The 20,743-nt window shown below is 65.5% G+C and carries 21 protein-coding genes and 2 pseudogenes; 12 read left to right on the forward strand and 11 right to left on the reverse strand.

Going from position 1 to position 20,743, the window contains the following annotated elements; all coding sequences use genetic code 11:
* Positions 1-324: 324 nt before the first annotated feature.
* The 5 genes from AB0J29_RS12340 to AB0J29_RS12360 all read right to left on the reverse strand — a co-directional run bounded on the left by AB0J29_RS12340 (position 325) and on the right by AB0J29_RS12360 (position 4,741).
* Positions 325-1,578, reverse strand: coding sequence for a sugar ABC transporter substrate-binding protein (locus tag AB0J29_RS12340; protein ID WP_364783574.1), 1,254 nt, complete (start codon positions 1,576-1,578; stop codon positions 325-327).
* Positions 1,579-1,622: 44 nt separating this feature from the next.
* The gene (locus AB0J29_RS12345) at positions 1,623-2,501 is read right to left on the reverse strand and encodes a carbohydrate ABC transporter permease (RefSeq protein ID WP_364783577.1); all 879 of its coding nucleotides are present in this window, start codon (positions 2,499-2,501) and stop codon (positions 1,623-1,625) included.
* Entirely contained in the window at positions 2,491-3,357 is an 867-nt protein-coding gene (locus AB0J29_RS12350) for a sugar ABC transporter permease (protein WP_364783580.1), read from the reverse strand. The genes AB0J29_RS12345 and AB0J29_RS12350 overlap by 11 nt, the downstream gene beginning before the upstream one ends.
* 252 nt (positions 3,358-3,609) lie before the next feature.
* Positions 3,610-4,059 (reverse strand): DUF4279 domain-containing protein, encoded by a 450-nt coding sequence (locus AB0J29_RS12355; protein WP_364783583.1) that lies wholly within the window; start codon positions 4,057-4,059, stop codon positions 3,610-3,612.
* A 289-nt stretch (positions 4,060-4,348) separates the two neighbouring features.
* Positions 4,349-4,741 (reverse strand): hypothetical protein, encoded by a 393-nt coding sequence (locus AB0J29_RS12360; RefSeq protein WP_364783586.1) that lies wholly within the window; start codon positions 4,739-4,741, stop codon positions 4,349-4,351.
* A 401-nt stretch (positions 4,742-5,142) separates the two neighbouring features.
* Between AB0J29_RS12360 and AB0J29_RS12365 the strand changes: the two genes are divergently transcribed.
* Positions 5,143-5,889 carry a transposase gene (locus tag AB0J29_RS12365; RefSeq protein WP_364783589.1) on the forward strand — a complete coding sequence of 249 codons (747 nt, stop codon included), beginning with the start codon at positions 5,143-5,145 and terminating at the stop codon, positions 5,887-5,889.
* Between the two features lie 12 nt (positions 5,890-5,901).
* On the opposite strand, the gene AB0J29_RS12370 is transcribed toward AB0J29_RS12365, so the two are convergent.
* Both AB0J29_RS12370 and AB0J29_RS12375 read right to left on the reverse strand, forming a co-directional pair.
* The gene (locus tag AB0J29_RS12370; protein ID WP_364783592.1) at positions 5,902-6,498 is read right to left on the reverse strand and encodes a hypothetical protein; all 597 of its coding nucleotides are present in this window, start codon (positions 6,496-6,498) and stop codon (positions 5,902-5,904) included.
* A gap of 187 nt (positions 6,499-6,685) precedes the next feature.
* Positions 6,686-7,666: a YafY family protein gene (locus AB0J29_RS12375; RefSeq protein WP_364783595.1), complete on the reverse strand. Its 981-nt coding sequence runs from the start codon at positions 7,664-7,666 to the stop codon at positions 6,686-6,688.
* A 62-nt stretch (positions 7,667-7,728) separates the two neighbouring features.
* Here AB0J29_RS12375 and AB0J29_RS12380 point away from each other — a divergent pair, with 62 nt between their 5' ends.
* The 6 genes and pseudogenes from AB0J29_RS12380 to AB0J29_RS12405 form a co-directional block, all read left to right on the forward strand.
* A complete protein-coding gene (locus AB0J29_RS12380; protein ID WP_364783599.1) occupies positions 7,729-8,316 on the forward strand; it encodes a DinB family protein in 588 nt (195 codons plus the stop codon).
* Entirely contained in the window at positions 8,313-8,489 is a 177-nt protein-coding gene (locus AB0J29_RS12385) for a hypothetical protein (protein ID WP_364783602.1), read from the forward strand. Before AB0J29_RS12380 ends, AB0J29_RS12385 begins: the two co-directional genes overlap by 4 nt.
* Complete coding sequence (locus AB0J29_RS12390; protein ID WP_364783605.1) at positions 8,465-8,716, forward strand: RidA family protein; 252 nt, start codon at positions 8,465-8,467, stop codon at positions 8,714-8,716. Before AB0J29_RS12385 ends, AB0J29_RS12390 begins: the two co-directional genes overlap by 25 nt.
* Before the next feature lie 90 nt (positions 8,717-8,806).
* On the forward strand, positions 8,807-9,922 hold the full coding sequence (locus AB0J29_RS12395) for a crosslink repair DNA glycosylase YcaQ family protein (protein ID WP_364783608.1): 1,116 nt from the start codon (positions 8,807-8,809) through the stop codon (positions 9,920-9,922).
* A 262-nt stretch (positions 9,923-10,184) separates the two neighbouring features.
* Entirely contained in the window at positions 10,185-11,717 is a 1,533-nt protein-coding gene (locus tag AB0J29_RS12400; RefSeq protein WP_364783611.1) for a fatty acyl-CoA synthetase, read from the forward strand.
* A 77-nt stretch (positions 11,718-11,794) separates the two neighbouring features.
* Positions 11,795-11,960, forward strand: a pseudogene (locus tag AB0J29_RS12405) (LUD domain-containing protein); the annotation flags it as partial.
* A 236-nt stretch (positions 11,961-12,196) separates the two neighbouring features.
* Here AB0J29_RS12405 and AB0J29_RS12410 read toward each other — a convergent pair.
* On the reverse strand, positions 12,197-12,997 hold the full coding sequence (locus AB0J29_RS12410; RefSeq protein ID WP_364783614.1) for an SDR family NAD(P)-dependent oxidoreductase: 801 nt from the start codon (positions 12,995-12,997) through the stop codon (positions 12,197-12,199).
* Positions 12,998-13,151: 154 nt separating this feature from the next.
* Between AB0J29_RS12410 and AB0J29_RS12415 the strand changes: the two genes are divergently transcribed.
* Positions 13,152-13,943, forward strand: coding sequence for an SDR family NAD(P)-dependent oxidoreductase (locus AB0J29_RS12415; protein ID WP_364783617.1), 792 nt, complete (start codon positions 13,152-13,154; stop codon positions 13,941-13,943).
* Positions 13,944-14,258: 315 nt separating this feature from the next.
* Positions 14,259-14,414: pseudogene (locus tag AB0J29_RS12420) on the forward strand (hydroxylase); the annotation flags it as partial.
* Positions 14,415-14,456: 42 nt separating this feature from the next.
* Here AB0J29_RS12420 and AB0J29_RS12425 read toward each other — a convergent pair.
* From AB0J29_RS12425 to AB0J29_RS12435, 3 genes are all read right to left on the reverse strand, one after another.
* On the reverse strand, positions 14,457-15,080 hold the full coding sequence (locus tag AB0J29_RS12425) for a TetR/AcrR family transcriptional regulator (RefSeq protein ID WP_364783620.1): 624 nt from the start codon (positions 15,078-15,080) through the stop codon (positions 14,457-14,459).
* A gap of 268 nt (positions 15,081-15,348) precedes the next feature.
* Positions 15,349-16,599, reverse strand: coding sequence for an alpha/beta hydrolase-fold protein (locus AB0J29_RS12430; RefSeq protein WP_364783623.1), 1,251 nt, complete (start codon positions 16,597-16,599; stop codon positions 15,349-15,351).
* Positions 16,600-17,267: 668 nt separating this feature from the next.
* A complete protein-coding gene (locus tag AB0J29_RS12435) occupies positions 17,268-17,912 on the reverse strand; it encodes a class I SAM-dependent methyltransferase (protein ID WP_364783626.1) in 645 nt (214 codons plus the stop codon).
* Positions 17,913-17,993: 81 nt separating this feature from the next.
* Between AB0J29_RS12435 and AB0J29_RS12440 the strand changes: the two genes are divergently transcribed.
* Genes AB0J29_RS12440 through AB0J29_RS12450 form a run of 3 tightly spaced genes read left to right on the forward strand, consistent with a single transcriptional unit; the run spans position 17,994 to position 20,638 of the window.
* Positions 17,994-18,944 carry an Lrp/AsnC family transcriptional regulator gene (locus tag AB0J29_RS12440; protein ID WP_364783629.1) on the forward strand — a complete coding sequence of 317 codons (951 nt, stop codon included), beginning with the start codon at positions 17,994-17,996 and terminating at the stop codon, positions 18,942-18,944.
* Positions 18,945-18,977: 33 nt separating this feature from the next.
* Complete coding sequence (locus AB0J29_RS12445) at positions 18,978-19,778, forward strand: MerR family transcriptional regulator (RefSeq protein ID WP_364783632.1); 801 nt, start codon at positions 18,978-18,980, stop codon at positions 19,776-19,778.
* Positions 19,775-20,638 (forward strand): hypothetical protein, encoded by an 864-nt coding sequence (locus AB0J29_RS12450; RefSeq protein ID WP_364783635.1) that lies wholly within the window; start codon positions 19,775-19,777, stop codon positions 20,636-20,638. The genes AB0J29_RS12445 and AB0J29_RS12450 overlap by 4 nt, the downstream gene beginning before the upstream one ends.
* Positions 20,639-20,743 lie beyond the last annotated feature (105 nt).

Raw genomic sequence — 20,743 nt, forward strand, 5'->3', positions numbered from 1 at the left:
TGCCAAGGCAGAGATGGCGGGAGGTGCTCAACCGAATGCGTTGGCAGCTGCGGGAAGTCGCGCGGGTTCGACAGGCGCGGGCGCAGATCACCGGTCGCGCCACAGCGCGCAGACGGGTGACGGTGACGACTGATGCGAATGGGACCGTGGTCGATGTCCGATTCGGTTCGCGGATAGCGGATCGGGCCCGGTGTTGTTTCAGCGCTGTTCGTGCCCAAGCAAATCGAGCACTTGCTCGTGCGGACCGGCGCCGCCTGCCGCGGATGTGCATCCGAATCATTCTGTGCCGCAATAACTTCAGCGGTCACGGTCTGCGTCCGGACATTACTGGGTGCTCATGGCGGCGTTACCCGCGGCAACCGCTCTGGACAGGGCCTGGAGAACCGGAGTACGGCCCAGGTACATCTCGGACAGTATGGGATTGATGGCGTCGAGGGCCGCGGGGAATCCGGACCCGCCGCCGCTGGCGATGCGGGGTCCGCGCAGCACATCGAAGAACGGGGCGACGTCGATTCCTCTGTGGGACCAGAAGTCCCGGTATTCCTGCTGCTCGGTAACGACAGCCGGAATGCTCGCGCCGTCCCGCGCGAGGTAGCGGTTGCCAACGGCGCTGCCGAGCCAGGCCAGCAGTCGGCGCACCGCGTCCGGATGCCGGGTGGCCGCGCTGGCGGAAACACCGATCGCGTTGTCGGTGCTGACCCGCCCCGCCGGGCCCTGCGGGATCATCGCCACGCCCCACCGGAACTTCGCCTGCTGCGCGATCGTGGCGAGGTTGAAGGTGCCCGACTGAAACAGCGCCAGCTTCCCCTGCAGGAAGGTGTTTCGGGCGAAGTCGGTGTTGCCGTTGGTATCTGCCGCCGACGGAGCAAGCCGGTCCGTGATCAGGCGCACGAGATAGCCGAACGCCTCGGCGCCCTGTGGGCTGTCGAAGACGAACTGTTCGTCCGGGCCTTGCAGCCGCCCGCCGGCCGATCCGAGGAAGGGTAACTCGATCGATTGGAAATCGTTGCCAGCGTTGAATGCCCACGGCGAGACCGCGGCGAGCCGGCGCAGCAGTGGTTCGAAGGTATCCGCGCCCGGCCCCCACCGCGCCGTGGACAGCTCGGCCGGATCGACGTGCGCGGCGGAGAGTAGATCCCGGTTGTAGTACACGGCCGTACCGCCGTCGACGAATTGCGGTACCGCCCACAGATGCCCATGGCGCGTGTACTGCGACACCGCCGAGGGATCCCAGGCTCGCGCGGCGTCGAATCCAAGGAGCCGGCCGATGTCCAGTAGCCGGCCCGTGTCGGCGTAGTCCTCGTACAGGTTTGTCCAGAATACGTCGTCCGCGGTGCCGCCGGCCACGTCCAGCCGCAGTTTCTGCTGGTAGGAGGCCCACGGCACCACCGTGATCCGCACCTCGAGATCGGGGTTCGCCCGCTCGAACGCATCGAGCGAGGCCCGATAGGCCGGGACGAAACTCTGGTCCCAGATACGCATATGCAGCACGGTGCGGCCCGATTCGTTGCCAATGCGGCCGAGCCACAGCGCCGCCGCGATCAGCAACACGACGCTGAGCACGATGGCCAGCAGCACCGAGGTGGAAGTATTCGGGGCCGTGAAACGCCGTTGTGCGGGCCTCATTTGAGACCGGTCCAGGCGATCGACCGCAGCACCTGACGCTGGAACACGATGAACAGCAGCACCAGCGGCACGATTGCCAAGGTTGTCGCGGCCATCACCAGAGTCCACTGCGCATTATATTCGGTCTGTAGCGTCGCGGTCGACGCGGTCAGCACCTGCCAGGTCCGGCCACTGCTGGCCACCAGCGGCCACATGAAGTTGTTCCACTGGGTGACGACTGTGATCAGCGTCAGGGTGGCCAGGATCGGTCGACTCATCGGCACCACCACGTGGACCAGGATGTCGAGTGTATTCGCGCCGTCCAGTCGTGCCGCCCCGAGCAATTCGCTTGGTATCGACCGGAAGTACTGGCGCAGAAGGAAGATCGCGTACGGAGAGGCGAACACGAACGGGAGTATCAACGCCCAGAAGGTATTCAGCCAGCCCAGCTTCGCGAACATCAGATACAGCGGTATCAGCGTGACCATCGAGGGCACCATCATGGTCCCCAGGTAGATCCAGAACAGCACGTCGCGGCCGGGGAATTCGGTGCGGGCGAACGCATAGGCGGCGAGGATGGAGGTGATCAGCTGGCCGCCGGTGATGAACGCTGTCATCAGCGCAGTCACCAGCACCGCCCGGCCCAGGCCCTGGTGCAGCACGGTGTCGAAGTTCTGGCCCGTCACCGGATTCGGCAGCGTTAGTGGCGATCCGCTCGCGAACTGTTCGGGTGTCTTGATCGAGGTCAGGGCGCTGAGCACCAGCGGTGCCACGGTCAGCAGCGCCCCGGCGACGAGCAGCAGATAGACGATGCCCCCGCGCAGCAGGGCGGTGGTGTGTCGCGGCTTCCGTACGAAATCCGCCGCGGTGCCGCGGTATGCGGTATCAGTACTCATAGGCCGTCCGGTTCCGGAAGTAGCGGTGCTGCACGAGCGTTATCACGAGCATCACCGCGAACATTGTCATCGCCATCGCCGCCGCGCGGCCGGGCCTGGCCGCAACGAACGCCTCGGAAAAGATCCGCATCGCAACGACATCCGTGCGGTTGCCGGGCCCGCCCCTGGTCAGTGCGTACACCGTGTCGAAGGTCTGGAACGCGGTGATGATCCCGGTGGCGAGCACGAAGAACATGGTCGGGCGCAGCATCGGCAGCAGCAGCCAGCGCGTGCGCCGCCACCCGCTCGCCCCGTCGAGCGCACCTGCGTCCAGGATTTCCTGCGGAATCGCCCGCAGACCGGCGACGAAGAACAGCGCGACATACCCGAAGTTCGACCAGATACTCACCACCGCAACGGAAGGCAGCGCAAGCACCGGATCGGCGAGCCACTCGGTGCGGTGCCCGAGCACGGCGTTGATCGCGCCGCCGGTTGGCGCGAACAGCCACTGCCACACCACACCCACCGCGACCGGCGCGCACATCCACGGCAGCGCGTAGATCACCCGCAGCGCCGTCCCGCCGCGGCGCCGGGCCAGCGGCGCGGCGACCGCGAAACCGAGCAGCGTCTGGGCCGGGACCACGATCACCGCCAGCACCAGCGTCACCAGCAGCGCGTGCCCGAACACCGGGTCCGTCAGCACCGAGCGCCAGTTCTGCAGGCCCACGAAGTGCATGGGCCCCAGCAGATTCCAGCTGTACACGCTCAGCCAGGCCACCACCACTATCGGCAGCAGCAGAAAACAGCCGACTCCCACCAGGCTCGGGAGCAACAGTGCATAACTGGTCAGGGCACGACGAAGTGCACGTCGTTTCATGCTGTGCGAACCTACCCGGGCAACCGATTTCGGTGCGGCACGCCCCACGGAAGGTGCCGCGGATTTCTCAGCTCCCGGCCAAGCCGAGTCGAAAAGCATGACAGGCTCTCGTATTTGATCGTCATCGGGAGAGATGCGATTGCTAGGTAGCCGATTAGCGGAAGACGCCACTGGCACGGCCCCGGAATCCTGACTCGCGTCGGGCAGAACGGATCAGCCTGTTGGCGTGAACGACGATCAGTGCCCGGCCTATCAATCCTCCGGTGGCCCGGGCGGATACAGGTCGAGCACGATGTCAAGTCCCAACGCGGCGACATCGGCAAGCAGGTCCGCCGGCAGCGCGCAGCCGCCCTGACCGTGGTCGCTGCCGAAGCCCAGGAACAGCTCCATTTCGCAATCGCCGGACAGGCTGGCCAGCCCCTCGCGACATTCGTCCAGCAGGTCGACCAGCGCGCGGACGTGGTCGGCGAGGTCGCTGTCATTGGGCAGCCCGCTATGCCGGAGCCAGAGACTGTTCTTGCGTCGAGCACTAGCCGAATTCCGGGGACTCATCAGGCTGCCTTGTTCAAACTGCTTGTCCGCCACAATCCCCAGACGAGCGGAGATCTCGCTCGCAGTAACCGTCTGACTTGCGAGGCGAACCGACCCTGCTGACCATTTCCTGTCTTCTGGCTGCGGCTGCACCTCTACGTCCTCTGACACGCGGTCACCCTCGCAGACTGCTCTGAAGAACGCGAATCCATTTATCAGGTAGTCAAGGAAGGCTCTTGATCTCGTGTGTCCTTCCGGGAGCTAAGTGCCTGTGAACAGGCTGCTCATTTTGGCTTTCTAGCGTTCTGATCTGCGGAAATCTGTTGAGGCACTGTATCCTCAACCGCGGTCACACCCGCGGCCACGACCTCGCCACCCTGACCCTCGACACCGGCTGCGCCCTGGTCCTGGCCGTCCTCGCAGATACCTTGTCCCCCAAACTGAACGCGCTATTCCACGTTCAGTACGAAGAGCCCGTGCCGCCGAAGGGCCACGGCGGAATCGGCCCGTTGTCGACCGCCACATTGCCGTACCGAATCCCGAGGATCGGATTGTCCTCGTCGCACCAGCGGTCGCGGTCGTTCGGACAGCGCTTGCGGTGGCTACCACAATCACCGCCCACGACCGAAGTCCTGCGGGCCGGAAGATAGGCACGGATTACGCGCTCGCTTTCTCGACCGCAGTCGAGAATCACGTCCACGCGATAGGTGTCGTCAGTTTCGTTGCGGCACCAGAAGCCGGTGCACGAGACCCACGGAGCCAGCACGACCGTATCCGCCGCGGCGGCCTGCGGTGCGGCAACACCGACGACAATCGCGAACAACGGGCTGGTGATGCCCAACAGGGCTGTCAATCGGCGCAGCATACCGCCAGAAACTACCAGCCATGCCGAGTGGGCGGCATCGGCATCGGACAAATGACCTAAAACACACTCATCTGCCCCTGATCGCGCTTACCGAACGGGTCGGCGTGTGATCGCTTACGGGCTGTCGTCGGCGGTCCCACAACTGGCAACGCTGCGGTCCCTCGGCGGGGTTCTGGCGCAAACAGTGTGATCGCGCTGTTCGGCGTGTTGGCGTCGGATCTGGTTCTGCATGGGTGATGGTGGTGGGCGTGCGTTGATCTGGTTCGAAAGTTGTTGCCGCACTTGGGGGATTTGGTGATCGGCGACGTCTGTTCCGAAGGCGATGCCGTGGTCGTGGAGGCGGCCGTCGCCGCCTCGACGGCCCACGGCGGACGAACCAGTTGACGTCGATGCTGACCGCGATCGGAGTGGCCCTGGCCGGGCGGGCTGGTGCGCGGCTGGCGAGCCGGTTGGGACTCCTGGCCAGCCGGGACAGCTTGTTGCGGCTGATCCGTGGGTTGCCGGATCCGCCGGTCGGTCCCGTAAAGATCTTGGGCGTCGACGATTTCGCCGTCAAACGCGGCCGCAGGTATGCAACGATCCTGCTGGACATGGCTATCCACCGGCCGATCGATATCCTCGACGGCCGCGAGGCCGATTCGCTGGCCGCCTGGCTGGCAGGGCATCCGGAAATCGAGGTGATTACTCGAGATCGGGCCGGCGCCTATGCCGAGGGCGCTCGCCGTGGCGCACCGCAGGCTACCCAATGCGCGGACAGGTGGCACCTCTGGAACAACCTGGGCCAGGCGGTGGAGAAGACGGTCATCAAACACCGCAGCTGCCTCACCGAATCCTTCGCTGCGACTGTCGATTCCGTTGAAACTACCCAACCTGCCGCTGTGGTCGGCCTCGGCGAGACCGCCGAGGATGCGAAACGACCGCCCGACAGCGATCGCGGCAAGTGCACGCGGCTGCGCGCCCGCGCCGCCGAACGCTACGACGCGGTCCATCGGCTACATGCCCAGGGCAAGGGATTACGCACGATCGCCAAAGAACTCGATATCGATCGGAAACTGCCCGACGATACGTCGTTGCCACCGCGGGTATGGGACCGTGTTGTTCTGGTCGCGGGCCGTGTTGGTGATGGTGACCCATGATCGGCTTGTTGGTCAATCCGGTGCGGCGGATATCCGCCGCAGATGTCGCTTGGCTGTCCGGTCGCCGGCCTCGGCCATCGTGCGGACTTCAGCTATCCGGTCCAGCCGGATCAACTGCGCTATTCGTTCGGAGTGGGCGTACAAGCCGTTGTCGGGATCGCTTTCCATGGCTTCTAGCTCGGCGAGCCCGGCCTCGTCCTCACCACGGTGGAAGTGTAGTTGCGCCAGCCAGAGTCGGGCGCTGGCGAACTCGGGTGCCTGCGCGCGCAGCCGGTCGATGCTGTTGGTTCGGACCAGATATTCCATGAGTGTCGTGAGCGCGCGGTCATCACCGCCGCGTGCCAGGAGCCGTAGGTCATCGACGCGGTCTGCGTCCACCATGATCTCGATCAACCGGATGAAAGCGCAGCGGTCGCCGTCGTCGTAGGCGAGTTCGCGCAACCGTGCCTCATCAGCGGCTGTTTCGAGCCGGTCCATTGCCTGTGTGCAGGCCGAGGTGGCCTCGGGTGTGCCGTGGATGTCGTATCGGTGGGCCGCACCGTAGTACGACCATCCTGCCCATTGATCGGCTGTGTCGCTGCTGTAGCGGCGCTGTATCACGGTCTTCATCCCTTCCGGTCGGTCTCGCCGCTTTGCGGCTGCGGACCGTGTGGTGATGGTGCCCAGGACTGGACTATGCCGATGAGCGGATCAGTGGTGGTCGCTCGTGGTTGCTATTGCGATCGTGGTCGGGCCCAAGCCGGTGGCGCGATACTGCATTGCCTTGTGCTGCACCTATCTTGGCGATGGTCGCGGCTCATGAGTCCTCCATGTCCCGCATTGTTGCACCGGCCAACAGCAGTCGCTGTGCCAGCGCGCGACAGCGCCTCCCGAGCTCTGGCGGGTCGAGTACCTCGAAGTCGTGCCCCAGTAGGAGTATGTGCATGAGCACAGCGTCGAGGTTTTCGGCGCCACTGAGTACCTCGCAGCGCTGCTTCCCTCGCGGTCGTACGGCGGCCGCTGACGCTGAAATCTGCGCACGAACGGTGTCGGCCGAGGCGTGCACGAGGAAGCGCGCCTGGTGCGGGTAGACCCGGCTCGCCACACCCTCCTGCACGTACGTCGCCGCGTCGGGCGCCGGGCGCGGGCGGAAGCGCCAGGTCCGTGCCGACACCTCGGTCATCTTGTCGACGCGGAAGCTGCGCCAGTCGTCGCGATCGAGGTCGTAGGCGAGCAGGTACCAGCGCCGGTCGGAGGCGACCAGACGGTAGGGCTCGACCTGCCGCCGTCGCACCTCGTTCCCGCACGGGTAGTCGAAGCCGGCCTCGACCTCATCGCGGCAGGCTCTGGCCAGCGTCATGAGCACCTCGGGGGCGACCGGCGTACGGCCGCCGTCGAAGGATTCGACCGAGCCGGAGAGCGCTCGCACCTCGTGCCGCAAGCGGGCGGGCAGCACCCGGTCGAGCTTGGTCAGCGCCCGCAGTGCTGCGTCGCCTGCGCTGGCGACCGCGCCACCCGCGCCGGCGAGTAGCGAGACCGCGGTCACGATCGCCTCCTCGTCGTCGAACAGTAGCGGGGGCAGGTCCTGCCCCGCGCCGAGCTGGTAGCCGCCGCCGACCCCTTGGCCGGCACGCACCGGATAGCCGAGCGCGCGCAGCCGCTCGATATCGCGTCGTACCGTGCGCGGCGTGACCCCGAGCCGGTCGGCGAGTTCGGGACCGGTCCGGACCTGGCGTTGTAGTAGCCCGAGCAGGGTGAGCACCCGCCCCGTCGTGCCCCGCTTGTCGCCGCTTGCCATGTCCCCCACCCTGCCAGAAATAGCGGACCGATTCTGTCCGCTAGGCGTGTCAGGGTAGCTCCATGGATGCACACGAACTCGACTGGAACCGGACGCTGCGCGAGCAGTGGGAGTTCCATTGGAACCATCAGATCCGAGCCCGGCTCGACGGCCTCACCGACGACGAGTACTTCTGGTCGCCGGTGCCGGACGCCTGGAGCGTGCGGCCACGCGGCAGCTCGACGATGCCCATGCCGTTCGGTGCTGGGGACTTCACGATCGACTACGCCTTCCCCCAGCCGGTCCCAGCGGCCTTCACCACAATCGCCTGGCGACTCGGTCATGTCATCGTCGGCGTGCTCGCGGCGCGTAACGCCTCGCATTTCGGCGCACCGGCGGCGTCGTACGAGACCTGGGAGTACGCGCCCAATGCGGCCACTGCGCTCGACCAACTCGAGGCCCAGCTCGACGTCTGGCTGGCCGGGGTGCGCGGCCTCGGCGAGGCTGAACTCCGGGTCCCGATCGGCGCGAAGGAGCCCTTCCCCGAGTTGCCCATGGTCGATCTGGTGCTGCACATCCACCGCGAGCTGATCCACCACCTGTCCGAGGTCTGCCTGCTGCGCGACCTCTACCTGCACACGAAAGCCGCCACGAACGGAGCAACCCGATGAGCCGCCACACGCTGCTGCGCCCCGAGGGGCTGGTCAAATCCGATGCCTTCAGCCATGTCGCCATCGTCCCGCCTGGTGCCACCACGGTGTATATGTCGGTGGGCAGAATGCCGTCGACGCCGCTGGCAGGCTCGTGGGCGGCGATGATGTGGCCGCCCAGACCCGTCAGGTGATGACCAACCTCGCGACTGCGCTCGCGGCGGCTGGAGTAGGGGTCGAGCATCTGGTGCAGGTGTTCGTGCTGCTCGTCGACGGTGTCGACGTGGCCGCGGGCTACCGTGCCGCTGCGGAAGGTCTCGCCACCGTCACGCCGCCGCTGGTCACCGCTGTGATGGTGTCCGGCCTCGGAGTGCCCGGTGCGCTGGTCGAAGTGTCCGCGATCGCGGTCGTGGTGAGGTGAGCGCAGCCACGAGCGCCGTCCGGCGGGGTCATCTCGCCGGACCCTGTGAAGATAGGGAGTCCGTAGCCTCGGCCCCGGAGAGGAAGCGGTGTGAAGGTCAGCTGGGATCACGTTTATGCATGGCGGATGCGGCGCCAATACCTCGACCCACGAACGACACAGGGGGCAAGCGCGATCGTCGGCAGGCTGTGCGGTGTGCAGGCGCAGGTGTGGAATGCCGCCGAGCTGGCCGTCGCGTTACGGCAGTCGACACCCGCCCCGGACAGCGTCGATCGAGACTTCGCCGATCGGTCGCTGATGAAGACCTGGGCCATGCGGGGAGCCCTGCATCTGCTGCCGCCGAGCCAGGCACCTGCCTACCTGTCACTCATGGAGACTACGGGCTTCTGGCTCAAACCCTCCTGGCAGCGGGTCTCCGGCGTCACACCGCGACAAGTCGACGCGTTGACCGAGAAGGTGGCGGGCATTCTCGACGGCGCGGTGCTGACCCGCGACCAGCTGGTCACCCGGCTCATGGCGGACACGGGATTCAAGAGCATGGAGGAGTCGCTGCGGTCGGGGTGGGGTCAGGTGCTCAAGCCGCTGGCATGGCGGGGTGTGCTGTGCCACGGTGCGCCGCAGGGTAACCAGATCACGTTCACTTCGCCAGCGAGCCAGTACCCGACCTGGGGAACGATGCCTGCGCCCGATGAGGCTGCACCGGTGGTGATTTCGGCATACCTGGGTGCCTATAGTCCTGCGACTGCCGAGGTGTTCGACCGCTGGTTGTCCCGTGGTAGTACGAGCAAGCCGAGATTGCGTCGGTGGTTCGCAGACATAGGCGACAAAGTGACCGAAGTCGACGTCGAAGGGCGCAAGGCGTTGATGTTGACCGAACACGTCGACGAGCTCGCTGACATCGCCGCATGGAAGGGCCTACGGCTGCTCGGCGGTTTCGATCAGTACATTCTCGGGCCTGGGACCACGGACGACGTGTTGATCCCGGCCAGGCATCGGGGATTGGTGAGCCGCGCCGCCGGGTGGATCTCCCCGATCGTCGTGGTGAACGGCCGAGTCGTCGGAGTGTGGCAGATCCTCGACCAAGAGATCGTTGTCACTGCGTTCCCCGGCAGCGCCCGCATGCCACTGAAACAGCTGGAGGCGGAAGCTCTGCACGTCGCGCGTGCAAGGGGGCTGAACGCGCTGTCGGTCCGGATAACCGATTGATCGGACTTCACAGCAAGTTGACGATGTTGATGCCGATCTTGACGCTGATCAGGTCCGCGGGGGTGTCCAGCACGGCCCGGGCGGTGAACGATTTCGATGCAGCTGCGACGGAGACGCGCAGACGAGTTGCGCTATTCGCATCGACCGGGGAAAGTGTTGCGCTATTTGCATCCGAAATGCGGTGGCAGAAAAGAAATCATCGGTGAACATTCGGAAGGGCAATGCCTTTCGAAATAGTTTGATGTCCGATAGTCTGACGTGCATGATTCTCGATCCCCGCACCAACACCATCGACGGTGTCCTGCGCCGCTCGGCGACGAAGGTCCCCGACCGTGCCGCCGTAACGTTCGAAGGCAGGTCACACACCTACCGCGAACTCGACGCCGCGGTGAGCCGGGCGGCTGCCCATCTGCTCGCGCTGGGCCTGGCCGCCGGTGATCGGGTCGCGGCCTACGGCACCAATTCCGACGCCTATGTGATCGGCTTTCTGGCCTGTGCCCGTGCGGGTTTGGTGCACGTACCGGTGAACTACGCGCTGCGCGGCGACGAGCTCACCTACATGCTGTCCCAGTCCGGTGCCCGCGCGGTACTGGTCGACCCGGCTCTCACCTCGAATCTCGATGCGGTGCGGGCCGATCTCACCGCGCTCGAGCACGTGGTAACGCTGCGCGACACCGAGGACGCCCTGCTCGCGGTCTCCGCGACCGGGGCGGTGCCCGATCCGGCGCAGCATGCGACCGGATCCGACCTGGTCCAGTTGCTCTACACCTCGGGTACGACGTCGAAACCCAAGGGCGCCATGATGACCCATGAGGCGCTTATCCACGAATACGTCTCCTCGGTCATCGCGCTGGACCTCACCGCCGACGACAATCCCCTCATCGCCATGCCCCTATATCACTCGGCCGGCATGCATGTGTTCACACTCCCCTACCTATCAGTGGGCGCGACCGTGAATCTGATGGCCGCACCGGATATTCCGGAAATTCTGCGCCGGATCGAGGACGACCGAATCGGATCGCTGTTCCTCGCTCCCACGGTGTGGGTGCCACTGTCGAATCACCCCGATCTCGCCCTCCGCGACCTGTCCTCGCTGCGCAAAGCCCAGTACGGTGCCTCGATCATGCCGGTGACGGTGCTGAACAGACTTCGGGAACGCTACCCCGATCTGGGTTTCTACAACTGTTTCGGGCAATCCGAAATCGGCCCCCTGGCCACCGTGCTGCGCCCCGAGGAACATGCCGATCGGCCCTCGTCGTGCGGGCACCCGGTGTTCTTCGTGGAGACCAGAGTCGTCGATACCGAGGGCCACGACGTTGCCGACGGCGAGTCCGGCGAAGTCCTCTACCGATCACCGCAGCTGTGCCGGGGCTATTGGGACAATCCGGAGGCGACCGCAGAAGCGTTCCGCGACGGCTGGTTTCACTCCGGCGACCTCGTCACGCGCGATGCGCAGGGGTTCATCACCGTGGTCGACCGGATCAAGGACGTCATCAATACCGGCGGCATCCTGGTCGCCTCCCGCGAGGTCGAAGACGCTCTGTACACCCACCCGGCTGTCGCCGAGGTCGCGGTCATCGGCACACACGATGAGAAATGGATCGAGGCCGTCACCGCCGTCGTGGTGCTCCGCGACGGGCACACGGCAAGCGCGGACGAATTGATAGGGCACACCAAGGATCTGATAGCGCCGTTCAAAGTTCCCAAGAAGATCCAATTCCTCGGCTCACTGCCCCGGAATCAGAGCGGCAAACTACTCAAACGCGAACTACGGAAACCATTCACAACGCCATAGACGATTTCGAGGCCGCCACTCGAAAGAGTGTCGGCCCCGAAAACAGAAGTGCTAGAACGTAATTCCCCCTGTGGGAGAAGTTCCTCATCACCCGCGGCGCGGTCAACAGCGCGAATTTCGGTGTCGCCGAGACCGGTTCGGCGCTGGTCGTGGAATCCGAGGGCAATGGCCGGATGTGTTCTGACTCTGCCCGAAATCCTGATCACCGTGATGGGCATCGAGAAGATGCTGCCACGATGGCAAGCCGTGACTTCGCCAGGCCGTTGACCAGGGCGAACACGCCCGGGAAGCGGCCGTGTCGATTCGGTGTGATCGACTGGTAGCGAACGAACAACCGGCCTGACCCGCAGGAGTCGAGTTCGGATTGCATTCGAACACGAGAGCAGTAGGTCGCGGGGTCAGGCGCGGTGCCGCGCGCGAGAGCCGCACACGACGGGTCGGCACCGGCGGGATAACGGCTCAGTTGCACGGCGTCGGTACTAGACCCAGCCGTTTTCGTCGTTGGCCAGTCGGGTCAGGTCCGGGTAGTTGCTGATCTCCCAGCCGCCGTCCACCATCAGGCTCGTCCCAGTGATATACGAGGCGTCCTCGGAGGCCAGGTACAGGCAGGGCCCGGCTACCTGCTCCGGTGTCGCGGGCGCACCCATCGGAATCCGCTCGAGGTACATCGCCCGCGCAGCCGGATAGTTGAGCACCGGCGCGACCAGTGGTGTGTCCACCAGTCCGGGCAATACCGCGTTCACCCGAATGTCATAGCGGGCCAGCTCGAGCGCGGCGTTCTTGCTGAACATTTCCACGCCGGCCTTTGCGGTGGAGTACGGGCTGCCCGCGAAACTCGGCACGTGCGCGTTGAGTGAGGCGACGTTCACGATCGCGCCGCCGCGGCCGCTGGCGCGGATGTGCCGGGCCTCGTGCTTGGTGCTCAGGAAGACGCCCTTCTGCACCAGGTCGATGGTGTAGTTCCAGTCCTCCAGGGCGAGGTCGGTGATCTGGCCGACGCGGGCGGCGCCGGCTACATTGAAGGCCAGGTCGAGTTGCCCGAACTGTTGCACGGCCAGCGCAACGCTCGCTTCGACCTGTGCTTCGTCGGTGACGTCGGCTCGCGCCGGGACGAAAGCTGCACCCAAATCCGCGGCCAGCTTGTCCAGGCCCGCCGTGGCGATGTCGAGGCCGACCACATTCGCACCCTCGGCCACCAGCCGCACGGCGATGGCCGCTCCGATCCCAGATGCCGCGCCGGTCACCACCGCTGTCTTGCCCGCGAATCGCATTTCGGTCATGTCCACTCCAGTTCTTCGGACAGATTCAGTGGACACAGTATTACTCACTAGACATATAGTCTAGCGAGTAAGTGCAAATCTTCGTCGGAACCAGGGGCGCACAACCTGCCGAACAGAAGAGTGAACAGTTGACACAGGAGCAAGGAGGCCCCTTATGGAACGGTTCGATGGACGCCGGGTGCTGATCACCGGCGGTGGATCCGGAATCGGGCAGGCGACCGTTGCCCGGATTCTGGCCGAAGCGGGCACTGTCGTCGCGGCGGACGTCGATGAGGGCGGCCTGCGCGCTACCGTCGAGCTGGCAGCGGCGGCCGGGCACCACGACCGGCTGCACACCCTGCCGGTCGATATCGCGAACGAGGAATCGGTGCGAGTAGCGGTGTCCTCGGCCGTGGACCTGCTGGGCGGTCTGGACGTGTTGGTGAACGCGGCCGGCGTACTGCGCTCGGTCCATACCGAGTCGATGTCGCTCGATGTCTGGAACCAGATCATCGGGGTGAATCTGACCGGAACATTCCTGATGACCCGGCAGTCACTGCCCGCCCTGCTGGAGTCCGGGAACGGAGTGGTGGTGAACTTCAGCTCGACCTCTGCCACCTTCGCGCACCCGTACATGGCGGCCTACGCTGCCAGCAAGGGCGGCATCCAATCGTTCACCCACGCCATCGCCCTCGAATTCGCCAAGCGGGGGTTGCGCGCGGTGTCGGTGTGCCCCGGATCCATCGCCAGCGGCATGACCGACGCGTCCGGCACCAGCCACACCAACATGGGTCCCGGCATACCCGAAGACGCGGACATGTCGCTGTTCGCCAAACTACTGCCGGCCATCGGTGACGGCTTCGCGGGCCCGGACACCGTCGCGGCGCTGGTGGCGATGCTCGCCTCCGACGACGGCCGGTTCATCACCGGCACCGAGGTGCGCATCGACGGCGGCACCCACATGTGATCCACCGCGGAGGCGCCCCAGGCAACTTCCGCCCAGTGGGAACGCGCCGTGTGCAGAACGCGGCTCGGCCCCTACCGTCGCGGCATCGGCAACGGATAGTGCCGGACGCATTGTCATCGAATCTGGTGGGAGGTACGCGGATGCCGCACGACGTGGTGCGTCGAATGGAGGAGTTCGCAGTGCGGTTGGCCGCGACCGCGGAGGAATCCGAGCGACTTCGGCGGCTGTGCCGCGCATCCGCGTCACTTCGCCGAGGCGGTGATGGCGACGGCCGCATCGTGCGGCTCGACCGGCTGGGTCTGTGGCGTCGGCGGGATCAGCCGCCTCTACGACCTGGTCGACGCGGGTCGTGACATCAGCTTCGAGGATCGGGCGCTGGTGCGGCGCAACCAGGTTCGGTGCGCATGGCGCGCCGTCACGGCGGTGGACACCATCTTCGCGCGGTCCGGCGGCAATATCGTGCGCCGGGACCGAAATTGGGTTTGCGGATGTTCGTTGCCGTCCGCGATCGAGCTAGGAACGCCCGGCATTCGGCGCGGGAGTTCGGAGCGCCGGGAACCAGATGTCGGCCAGCACCTCGGCCGCCTTGGCGGCCGAGACCTCGATGGTGCCCTGCGCCCATCGCGTGAAGAAACGCTCCAGCTGGGCGATCAGCAGTTCCACCCGCAGCGTCGCCTCGTCACGGCGCTCTTCGGGCCAGCGCGACAGATAGGACGTCATGACGGCGGCGGTGTCGACCAGCCCCTGCCGGGCCACTTCCCGGAATTCCGGTTCCAGGACAGTCGCCTCGTCCCAGGCCGGAAGCAGGTCCTTATTGTGCTGGAACCAATCGATGGCACGCGAGACCCATCCGACGAACTCGGTCCGAGAACCGGACTCGAGTATCCGGTCGAGGTCCTGGTAGAACCGCTGACTACTGGGCGCGGTCCCTTCGGCGCCGATGCTGCGCAGTACATCACCCTTACCGGTGAAGTGCAGATAAAACGTTGCACGGCTGCACCCGACGGCGGCAGTTATATCGTCGATCCGAACCGCACCGTAGCCCTGCTCGACGAAGAGCCGTTCGGCTGCCTCGAGTAGCCGGGTGCGGGTCAACCGCTTCTGTTCATCACGCAATGTGGTCCGGCGCGCACTCACGGGAAACCCTAACACTCGCGGCCGGTTGCCCAGCCGGGCTCGGCGGATCGACCAGCTGCCCCACAGCGTGCCGCCGGAGACCGTGAATCGCCCCGGTGAGTCCGGAGACTTACTGGTGTGACAGTCCGGCGGGTTGCTGGGCGGTGGGATGCTGCCATCGAGCTGGAACGCGCGCGACCCGCGATTGTCGGACACTGTGGTGAACCCGACAACGCCCCGTGATGCGAATGCGTGTCCCGTTCGACGATCTTCGGATGCAGGTTGGTATTTACGGCGGTTCCAGGTCGAATTGGGCGGCAAGCCGAGGCAGGGCTGCAGCGAAGGCTCGAGCGGCGAACTTCCAGGTGTGGTCGCCCGGCAGGATCGTAAGTTCGGTGGGGATACCGGCTTGGCGTGCAGCGGTGGAGAGTTGGCCGGCCTGGCGGACGTGTGCCGGCTCGGCGGTGCCGCAGATGAACAGCCCCGTCACGTCGTGGTACGGGCCGCGGTGGGCGAGCACGGTGAGCGGGTCATGCGCGGCCCACGCAGCGGAGTCGCCATTGAACAGTTTGCTGATCGTGTCCTGCTTGCTGCCCAGGTTCGGGCCGAGGTCGCCGGAGATGTCGACGAAGTGATCGAAGGTCTCGGGGTGCTCGACGACCAGGTCGACGGCGCAGGTACCGCCCATGGACCAACCGGCCACACTCCAGTCGCGGGGTGACGGCGCGGCATCGAAGGTGGACACGATGTAGGCCGGGATCTCCTTGACGAGGTGGTCTTCGGCGTTGCCGCCGACGCATTCGGTGTCGGTGGTGACGTCGCCGGTGGCGTCGGTGAATGCGAGGATGGGTGCGAGCCCGCTGTGCTGCTGAGCGTAGACGTTGGCGGTTTCCACCGCGTGGCCCGCGCGGATCCAGTCGTCCGGGGCGGCGAACACTCCGCCGATCAGTTCCAGTACCGGCAGGTGTGGTCGAGGCTGGCGAAACCAGGCCGGGGGCAGGTAGACGAATTCCCGGCGGTGCCGGAAGTGGCTGAGGGTATCCGGAATACTGACGGCGACGATCTGGCCAGACGACGTTGCGGGTGGCACGGCGCCGAGCTGGGCGGGGTCGACCGCGGCCGGCATCGGTGCATGGGATACCGTGCGCCACGCGTCGCGGATCGTGGGGTAATAGCCGATTGCGGCGTTGACGCCGTTGACCAACGTCACGGTGGTAAGCATGACGGCGAGCAGCGCAACTCCGCGGCGCCACCACCGGTCGCCGCGCCAGCCGAGGATCAGCACGAACGCCGCGAACAGCAGCACTGCGAACCAGACCCACGCCTCGGTCGGTATGGGATCGGCCAAGGCCAGCGCCGCTGGGACCGCGACCCACGCCCCAACGGCCCCCGCTATCGCGGTGCCCGCAGCAATCGGCAACCACCGCGCTCGCCATCGGCGATTCCGCCACCCCGTGGCGACCACGATCAGGATCGCCGCCGTGATCCGCAGCGTCCAGGGAAACCAACCGTCCAATAGTGACACCATCATTCCGGCCATCTCGCGTGGTGTCGATCTGGCCCCGGCGAGTGGCGTGCGGCAGAACAAGCCCACGATCGGGGTACTCGCGGTCGGCAATTCCGCCGACGCGTCCTACGACTGGTTCGCGGATCACATTGGTGATGAGTTCGCCAACGGCGTGCGGATCGTAGATAAGCCGGGTGTACCTGCCGGGCAGGGCGATGGTGTGCGGGTAAACGAGGACGGTCCTGTGCAAGCGGCGCCAGTTCGGTTGCAGCGTCGGGCGGATTCGATCGGCAGGCATGCCCGCGAGTGCGCGGCGGCGAAACTCCGGCAGACCGGAACGGCCGGAGAAAGTTCCGCGCCATCGGCATCCGAACTCCTGACGTGGTCTCGCCTGCGTCGCTGTTCATTTCAGGCCATAGAGACAGGGGCGGTTCTGGTTCCCAGCCCGGCAAGCGAACTGGTCTATGTCGAGAATCGCCGATAGTTCCATCGATAGGAAGGGAGCAACGTCGGACACGTTCAGGACGCGGGTCTCTTGATCTCGGGACTTTCGGCACCGTCCGATCCGGTCGTTATCGACGACCGGGACCATCGACCCGCCGAGATAAGGACATCCGGAGCTGTCTACGCCGGTGATCTGCGACGACCCCGAAAACAACTCAACCTGGATCTCCGTATGTCACACCACAGTTGATCGAGGTTCAGACCCGCTGTGCCTGGACGATCCAGATCGGCATCAGCACCCGTCCCTTGTCGTCGCTCACCGCGTCCGGGTACTGCGTCACGAACTCGCGGGCGGAGGCGGTTACCGCCGTCAGCTCGCCGGGGCTCAGATCGGTGATCGCCCAGCCACCGGCGCTCAGCGTGTCGCGAATGTTGTGCTCGGACACGGGAAACGGGGCAGGTAACCCGCCGATCGTCTGGTCGGAGAAGCACAGCATGCTCAGCAGGGCGCCCGGTTTCGTGGCGCGATGCACGGCCGCGATGTATTGCGGGCGCTGCTCGTCGGTGAGGCAGTGGTAGAGCGCACTGTCCAGCACGGTGTCGAACCGGCTGTCGAAGTCGGTGAGCCCGGTAGCGTCGGCGACGGCGAATTCGACGTCCACCCCGCGCGCCGCCGCACGCCGTCGCGCCTGTTCGATCGCCGGCGCGGCGGCATCGATCGCGGTCACCCGATATCCCCGACCGGCCAGGTAGATGGCGTTGTCGCCAAGGCCGCAGCCGACATCGAGCACCGCGCCGGATATCCGTCCCGCCCGCTCGAACGCGACGACGGCCGGTTGAGGCTCGCCGAGGTCCCAGGGCACCGTGGTGGTTGTGTACAGGTCATCGAAATCGAGGTTCACGGTTCCAGCGTCACTCGGCCGGATAACCAACCGCCAGTGAGTAAGTCGCTTCTCGCTGAATCCGTCATCCAATATGGTCTGATGATGGAATCCGTCATGTTCGACGATCTGGATCGGGGACTGGCGCACGCGCTGCAGATCGATGGGCGGGCGCCGTTCAGCCGGATCGCCGAGGTGCTCGGCACCTCCGAGAACACCGTCGCGCGCCGATACCGGCGGCTGCGGTCGGCCGGAGTGCTGCGGGTAGTCGGCGCGGTGGACGGCACCCGGCTGGGATATACGACCTGGGTCCTGCGGATGCGGTGCACACCGGACGCGGCACGGACGATCGGCGAGGCGCTGGCCCGCCGCACCGACACCTACTGGGTGCACATCCTCTCCGGCGGTACCGAGATCTCTTGCGCTACCCGTGCCGCGACACCCGAGGTGCTGGTGGAGAAGCTGCCGCGTGCCAACCGGATTCTGGCCGTGTCCGGGCACTGGCTGCTGCACGGGTTCGTCAATCCACAAGGCTGGGGCGGGCTGGCCTGGCTCACCCCGCATCAAGCCGACCGCCTGCGGCCGAATCCGCCGGAGCCGGACCGGGAATCGTTGGTGCTGGGCGAGGCCGACCACGCCTTGCTGACCGCACTGTCCACCGACGGCCGCGCCGGATACGCCGAGTTAGCGGCACACACGGGGTGGTCGGAATCGACCGTGCGCCGGCGGATGGAGCATCTGCGGCGCACCGGCACGCTCGAGTTCCAGGTCGACGTGGTACCCGAGGCGCTCGGCTACCGAGCGCTGGCCCGGCTATGGCTGTCGGTGCGGCCCTCGGCGCTGACCTCGGTCGGGCAGATACTCGCCGGACATCCCGAGGTACAGTTCGCCGCCGTCACCACCGGCCCGACCAACATGCTCGCCGCCATCGCCTGCCGGGACTCCCGTGACCTCTACCGGTACCTCACCGACCGGATCGGCCCGCTGGACGCCATCGGCCACCTGGAAACAGCACCGGTGATCCGCACCCTCAAACGCACCGGCACGACTTGAGCATGACGTAGCGTCATAGTTTTGACTCGTCGCATGAGAACTAGCGAACTCGCGAGAGCAGCCGGCACGACACCTCGTGCGGTGCGGCACTATCACCGGCTCGGCCTACTCGCGGAGCCCGCGCGTAGCGCGAACGGCTATCGCGACTACTCGCTGAAGGACCTTGCACGACTGATGCGTATTCGCTGGCTCGCCGAGAACGGTTTACCACTTGGTTCCGTAGCAACGGTTCTGACCGAGAAGCAATCGACCACCGGCGCCGATGATCTACGTGACGATCTGCATGCGCTTATTTCGAGCTGCGAGCGCGAGATCGCTGTGCTCGAGCTGAAACGACAGCGGTTGACACGATTGCTGGAATCGGCAGTCCAGGGCGAGGAGCTGACCGCCCTTCCGGCAGATTTGGTTACGGCGTTCGACGCGGTCCGATCAGAAGCGCGCTGTGCGGCGGAGATTCGAACGCTCGACCGCGAGCGGGACCTCCTGGAGGTCCTTGCGATTTCGAGCGAGCTGCCCGACCAGGTCTTCACGTGGTTCGCCCAGATGTTGAGTGCCGCTGATACGCGTGTCGCATATCGGCGGCTCATAAAGGCGTGGGGAAAGCTCGAGGGGCAGCGGGTCGTGGATGCTGGCGAACAGATCGACCTCGCGGCGAGCGAGCTCGCCAGTCAGCTGAGAACCTCGTTTCCTTTCGAGACGGCTCTGTCTGCTTCCGATTACGACACAATCGGTGGTCTCCGGCTCGACGAATGCGTTCCTGACGTTGCTCAGCGCCAGGCGGTGTTGCGCACTCTCGAGATCCTGTCGACGCACCCTGGGTCGGTGACTTCATGACGGTCAGTACTCGGCTGCTGGCGGGTGTGGCACAGGTGCTGACAGTGGCCATGATCGGCACCAATATGGCCCTGGCCGGCAGTGGTGTGATAATCACGGGCACGGCAGTCGGATTATGGCTCGCTGTGGAATTGCCGATCCTCGCGATCACTGTCGCCCTATTCGGATGGCGAGTACGAGTCGCTGTTCGGCGTGATGATGTCAGTGTCGGCGACGCTGTCCACGCTGCTTTGTCCGAGTCGCCGATCTATCGAGTCGCTCGGTCAGAGTTCGGGGCGTATCGGTCGGTGTGGATGTGGATACGGGGCAAGACTGATCCGGATCGTGGGCTGGTATTCACGGCGTCGGCGGGTGTGCTCACGATGCCCGCCGCTTTCGGGGCCGCCACACTGATCGAGGTGGTGGTCCTGCATCTGGTGCTTCCGTGGTTTTGGCTGAAAATCGTTCTGGCAGCGATATCTCTGTGGTCTCTCGTACTGCTTGCCGCGTTCGTCGCCAACGACGTCGTACATCCGCACTACCTGTCGGAGGGCGTCCTCGTCCTTCGTCGCTCCGGGAAAGTCGTCGTCAAGGTTCCGGTCAGCGACATATCGCGTGTCGTGAGCATCCGCCGGTACTCTCGAACGCAACCCGAGATCGAGGGCAGCAGTCTGCACCTCCCGAATCATGAGGGCACGAACATCGAGCTTGCACTGAACCAGCGAAGCGATGCTGCTGTGCCCGCCTTGCTCGAGAAATGGCGCAGCTCAGGGTCGATCACCACGATATTCCTCTATGTGGATGAGCCGTCGAAGCTTGCGGATGCTATCCGGGGCACACGACAAATAGACGTGCGGGCAATGTCGAATAAGCGGAATTAGACGTCCATCAACCGGGTCGTCGGCTCCGATATGAATCCCCGGTGAGTCCGGGGGTTCAGCAGATCGCCCGATTCCGGTTGGACCGTTCGCTCCTGGGCCGGGCTG

The sequence above is a fragment of the Nocardia sp. NPDC049707 genome (genome assembly GCF_040674855.1).
In the GTDB taxonomy this organism is placed as follows: Bacteria; Actinomycetota; Actinomycetes; order Mycobacteriales; family Mycobacteriaceae; genus Nocardia.